The sequence below is a fragment of the Streptomyces anatolicus genome (genome assembly GCF_019400875.1).
Classification (GTDB): Bacteria; Actinomycetota; Actinomycetes; order Streptomycetales; family Streptomycetaceae; genus Streptomyces; species Streptomyces anatolicus.
The window spans coordinates 1-4,126 of record NZ_WMBF01000524.1 but is presented as its reverse complement, the minus strand read 5'-3'; the positions used below and the strand labels follow the sequence as shown (position 1 = coordinate 4,126).

The following is a 4,126-nucleotide window of genomic DNA, read 5'->3' as shown; positions in this document are numbered from 1 at the left end:
GGTGGGGGTGGTCTCACGGGTGAGGGTGGGCGTCCTCCTCCGAGTCCGGTAGGGCGGCTACGCGGCGCAGGACGTCGGGCCGTACGACGACCAGGGTGCGGCCCTTGGTGATGAGCGCCCCGCTGGCGCGCAGGTCCCTCAGCAGGCGCGCCACCATCTCCCGCGATACGCCGATGGTCCCGGCCAGCTCGCGTGAGGTCAGCGGCACCGTCAGCTCGAACGCCCGCCAGCTCCAGCAGGGCCGGTCCGCCCGCCACCGTCACCACGCGCGCGAGGTGTGCGGCGACAGCCCCGCGAGCGGCAGCCCCGGGCCACCTTCCCCCGTGGCCAGATCCTTGCGGGCCATGTCCATCTGGCCACTCGTGACCCCCAGAGCGGGCCCCGCAGGATCGAGGCATGAACGTTCTCTGGATCTTCGCCCACCCCGAACAGCGCTCCCTCGCCGGTTCCCTGATGACCGAGGGACTTCGCACGCTGAAGGCGCTCGGCCACGAGCACCGCGTCTCCGACCTGTACGCCATGGACTGGAAGGCCGTGGTGGACGCCGACGACTTCGGCACCGCGCCCGACGAACGCCTCTTCGTCGGCGCCGAGCAGGAACGCGCTTACGCCGACGGCGAGTTGAGCGCGGACATCCGCCGCGAACAGGAGAAGATCGCCTGGGCGGACACGCTCGTCCTCCACTTCCCGCTGTGGTGGTTCGGGCCGCCCGCGATCCTCAAGGGCTGGTTCGACCGCGTACTGGTCCAGGGCTTCGGCTTCGGCATCAAGGGGCCCGACGGCCGCACCCTGCGATACGGCGACGGCGGTCTCGCCGGGAAGCGCGCGCTGATCGTCACCTCGGTCGGCGCCCGGGAGTCCGGATTCGGCCCGCGCGGCATCCACGGGCACCTGGAAGAGGTGCTGTTCCCCTTGCTGCACGGCACGTTCTGGTACACCGGCATGGCGGCGCTCCCGCCGTTCGCGGTCTACGGCGCGGACCGGCTCACGGAGGCCGGACACGCCCGGAGCGCGGAGGCCCTGCGCGAGCGCCTGCGCACCCTGGAGACCACACCGCCACTGCCCTTCCACCACGAGAACGGCGGGGCGTACGACGAGGATCTGGTGCTGCGGCCCCAGTTCGCGCCAGGGCGGTCCGGGGTGGGCGTGCACCGCTGACGATCACTCGACCCCCGCCGCACCACTCGGTCCCCCCGGCGCCGCTCAGTCGAGAGTGTCCCGCGACGCGGGCAGGTCGCGCGCGCCAAGGCGCAGATGCTCGATGTGGTAGACGGCCTCGTCCAGGAGCTGGGCGACGTGGTTGTCGTAGAGGCTGTAGACGATGCGGCGGCCCTGGCGCGAGCCGGTGACCAGACCGAGGGCGCGCAGCAGGCGCAACTGGTGGGAGACCGCCGACTGTTCCATGCCGACCGCGTCGGCGAGCGCGCCGACACCGCACGGCCCCTGGCGCAGCTTGGTGAGGATCATCAGCCGGGACGGGGTGGCCAGCGCCTGGAGGGTGGCGGCGATCGTGGCGGCGGAGTCCGCGTCGAGGTGCGTCGCAGGGGTGATTTTGCTGTCGACTCCGTGTCCCATGCGGCAATCCTACTCGTCGTATACTTGAAGACCTCTTCATGTGTTCCGTTATGGTGGCTCCTCCGACCCCTGGGCTCCCCCGCCCCCGGGGATCCGTCGACGACGAGGTGTGCTCCGATGTCTTCCGCTCTGGTGGGCGACCGGCCGACCCCGGCCTCCGCCTCCGCACCGGCCGCGCCCGCACCGGCGCGCCGCACCCGGCTCCTCGCCCTGCCCGAGGTGCGCTGGGCCGCGCTGGCCACGGCCGCGTTCCTGCTCGCGTTCCCGCTCGACCTCGCCGGGGCCCCCGCCTGGGCGTGGGGCCCGCTCTACGCCGTGTGTTACGCGGCCGGCGGCTGGGAGCCCGCCGTCGCCGGGATCCAGGCGCTGCGGGAGCGGAGCCTGGATGTCGATCTGCTGATGGTGGTCGCGGCGCTCGGCGCCGCCGCGATCGGGCAGTTCCTCGACGGCGGCCTGCTGATCGTGATCTTCGCGGTCTCCGGCGCGCTGGAGGCGCTTGCGACCCGGCGCACGGCGGACTCCGTGCGCGGCCTGCTGGACCTCGCCCCCGCGATGGCGCTGCGGCTCACCGAGAAGGGCGGCGAGGAGCGGGTGGCGGCGGACGCGCTGCGGATCGGCGACACCGTGCTCGTACGGCCCGGTGAGCGGCTGCCCGCGGACGGCGCCGTGCTCGACGGCAGCAGCGAGGTCGACCAGGCCACCATCACCGGTGAGCCGCTGCCGGTGGCCAAGGAGGCGGGCGACGAGGTGTTCGCGGGCACCCTCAACGGCACGGGTGCGCTGCGCGTGCGCGTGGGCCGTGACCCCTCGGACTCCGTCATCGCCCGCATCGTGGCGATGGTCGAGGAGGCGAGCGAGACCAAGGCGCCCACGCAGCTGTTCATCGAGAAGGTCGAGCAGCGGTACTCGGTGGGCGTGGTGGTGGCCACCCTCGCGCTCTTCGGGGTGCCCCTCGCGCTCGGCGCCGAGTTCACCGAGACGCTTCTGCGGGCGATGACGTTCATGATCGTGGCCTCGCCCTGCGCGGTGGTGCTCGCCACCATGCCGCCGCTGCTCTCGGCGATCGCCAACGCGGGGCGGCACGGCGTGCTCGTCAAGTCCGCGGTCGTGATGGAACGGCTCGGCGCGGTGACCAAGGTCGCCCTCGACAAGACGGGCACGCTCACCGAGGGCGCGCCCCGCGTCACGGACATCCGTACGCTGCCGGGCACGGACCTCACCGAGGACGACGTGCTCGCCCTCGCCGCGGCCGCCGAGCACCCCAGCGAGCACCCGCTCGCCCGTGCCGTGGTCGCCGCCGCCCGCGGGCGCGGGCTGCCGGTGGAGAGCGCGCGGGACTTCGCCGCCGCTCCCGGGCGCGGGGTCCGCGCGGTCGTCGCGGGCCGCGTGGTCCAGGTGGGCAGCCCGGCCAGGCTCCTCGACGACGCCGGCTCGTACGAGGCGGTGGCGGGTGACGACGCCGACTCGTACAAGGCGGTGGCGGGTGACGACGCCCTGACCACCGTCCTCGTCATGGTGGACGGCGCCCCCGCCGCTCTGCTGCACCTGACCGACCTGCCGCGCCCCGGCGCCGCCGAGGCCGTCGCGGGACTGCGTGAACTCACCTGCTCCGCACCGGTGTTGCTGACTGGCGACACCCCGCATGCCGCCGCTCGGCTCGCGGAGGAGACGGGCATCGAGGACGTGCGGGCGGGGCTCCTTCCGCAGGACAAGGTGGCGGCCGTACGGGAGTGGGAGGCGCGAGGAGAACGGGTCCTGGTCGTCGGCGACGGCGTGAACGACGCGCCCGCGCTCGCCGCCGCGCACAGCGGGATCGCCATGGGCAGGAGCGGTTCCGATCTGACGCTGGAGACGGCCGACGCCGTGGTGGTCAGGGACGAACTCGCCACCGTGCCCGCCGTGGTGGCGCTCTCCCGGCGGGCCCGGCGGGTGGTCAAGCAGAACCTGGTCATCGCCTCGGTGTGCATCGGCGCCCTGGTGATCTGGGACCTGGCGGGACATCTGCCGCTGCCCCTCGGTGTCGCGGGCCACGAGGGATCGACGATCCTGGTCGGGCTCAACGGCCTGCGTCTGCTGCGTCGTTCGGCGTGGCGCCAGTAGTCGGCGTGGCGCCAGTAGGGCGGCGGCACGGCCGGCAGACACCGCTGAGTTCCAGGGTGTGCTCCAGCTCGGCGAAGCCGGTCGTCTCGCCGAGGCGTTCCGCCCAGGCCTCGACGTCCCGTGCGTCGACCGGCTGGCTGCGGCCGCAGCGGCGGCAGATGAGGTAGTGCCGGTGTTCGTCGGTGGGCCGCCGCAGATAAAGCCGCTCGCCGGTCTCGTCCCGTACGACATCGACGAGACCGGCACGGTCGAGGGCCCGCAGCGCGCGGTAGACGGTGGTGAGGCCGACGGCGCTGCCGTCCCCGGCGAGCAGGGCGTGCAACTCCTGCGCGGAGACGAACTCCCGGCACCGGCCCAGGGTTTCGAGCACGGCGGTACGCTGCGGAGTCCGCCGCACGCCACCCAGCACGGCGCCTCCCGGCCGGGCGCCGGCCCCGCCCCTCACCACGCC

At 73.6% G+C, this 4,126-nt stretch carries 5 protein-coding genes; 2 read left to right on the top strand and 3 right to left on the bottom strand.

The window, feature by feature from the left end:
• Positions 1 to 13: 13 nt before the first annotated feature.
• Complete coding sequence (locus GKQ77_RS28810) at positions 14 to 208, bottom strand: helix-turn-helix domain-containing protein (protein WP_372460009.1); 195 nt, start codon at positions 206 to 208, stop codon at positions 14 to 16.
• A gap of 188 nt (positions 209 to 396) precedes the next feature.
• Between GKQ77_RS28810 and GKQ77_RS28805 the strand changes: the two genes are divergently transcribed.
• Entirely contained in the window at positions 397 to 1,158 is a 762-nt protein-coding gene (locus GKQ77_RS28805; RefSeq protein WP_219691921.1) for an NAD(P)H-dependent oxidoreductase, read from the top strand.
• Positions 1,159 to 1,203: 45 nt separating this feature from the next.
• Here the strand turns inward: GKQ77_RS28805 and GKQ77_RS28800 are convergent, their stop codons facing one another.
• Positions 1,204 to 1,575 carry an ArsR/SmtB family transcription factor gene (locus GKQ77_RS28800; protein ID WP_219691919.1) on the bottom strand — a complete coding sequence of 124 codons (372 nt, stop codon included), beginning with the start codon at positions 1,573 to 1,575 and terminating at the stop codon, positions 1,204 to 1,206.
• A 117-nt stretch (positions 1,576 to 1,692) separates the two neighbouring features.
• Between GKQ77_RS28800 and GKQ77_RS28795 the strand changes: the two genes are divergently transcribed.
• Positions 1,693 to 3,675, top strand: a complete 1,983-nt coding sequence (locus tag GKQ77_RS28795) for a heavy metal translocating P-type ATPase (protein ID WP_219691918.1) — start codon at positions 1,693 to 1,695, stop codon at positions 3,673 to 3,675.
• Here GKQ77_RS28795 and GKQ77_RS28790 read toward each other — a convergent pair.
• Positions 3,632 to 4,123 (bottom strand): Fur family transcriptional regulator, encoded by a 492-nt coding sequence (locus GKQ77_RS28790; RefSeq protein ID WP_308117819.1) that lies wholly within the window; start codon positions 4,121 to 4,123, stop codon positions 3,632 to 3,634. The genes GKQ77_RS28795 and GKQ77_RS28790 overlap by 44 nt on opposite strands.
• Positions 4,124 to 4,126 lie beyond the last annotated feature (3 nt).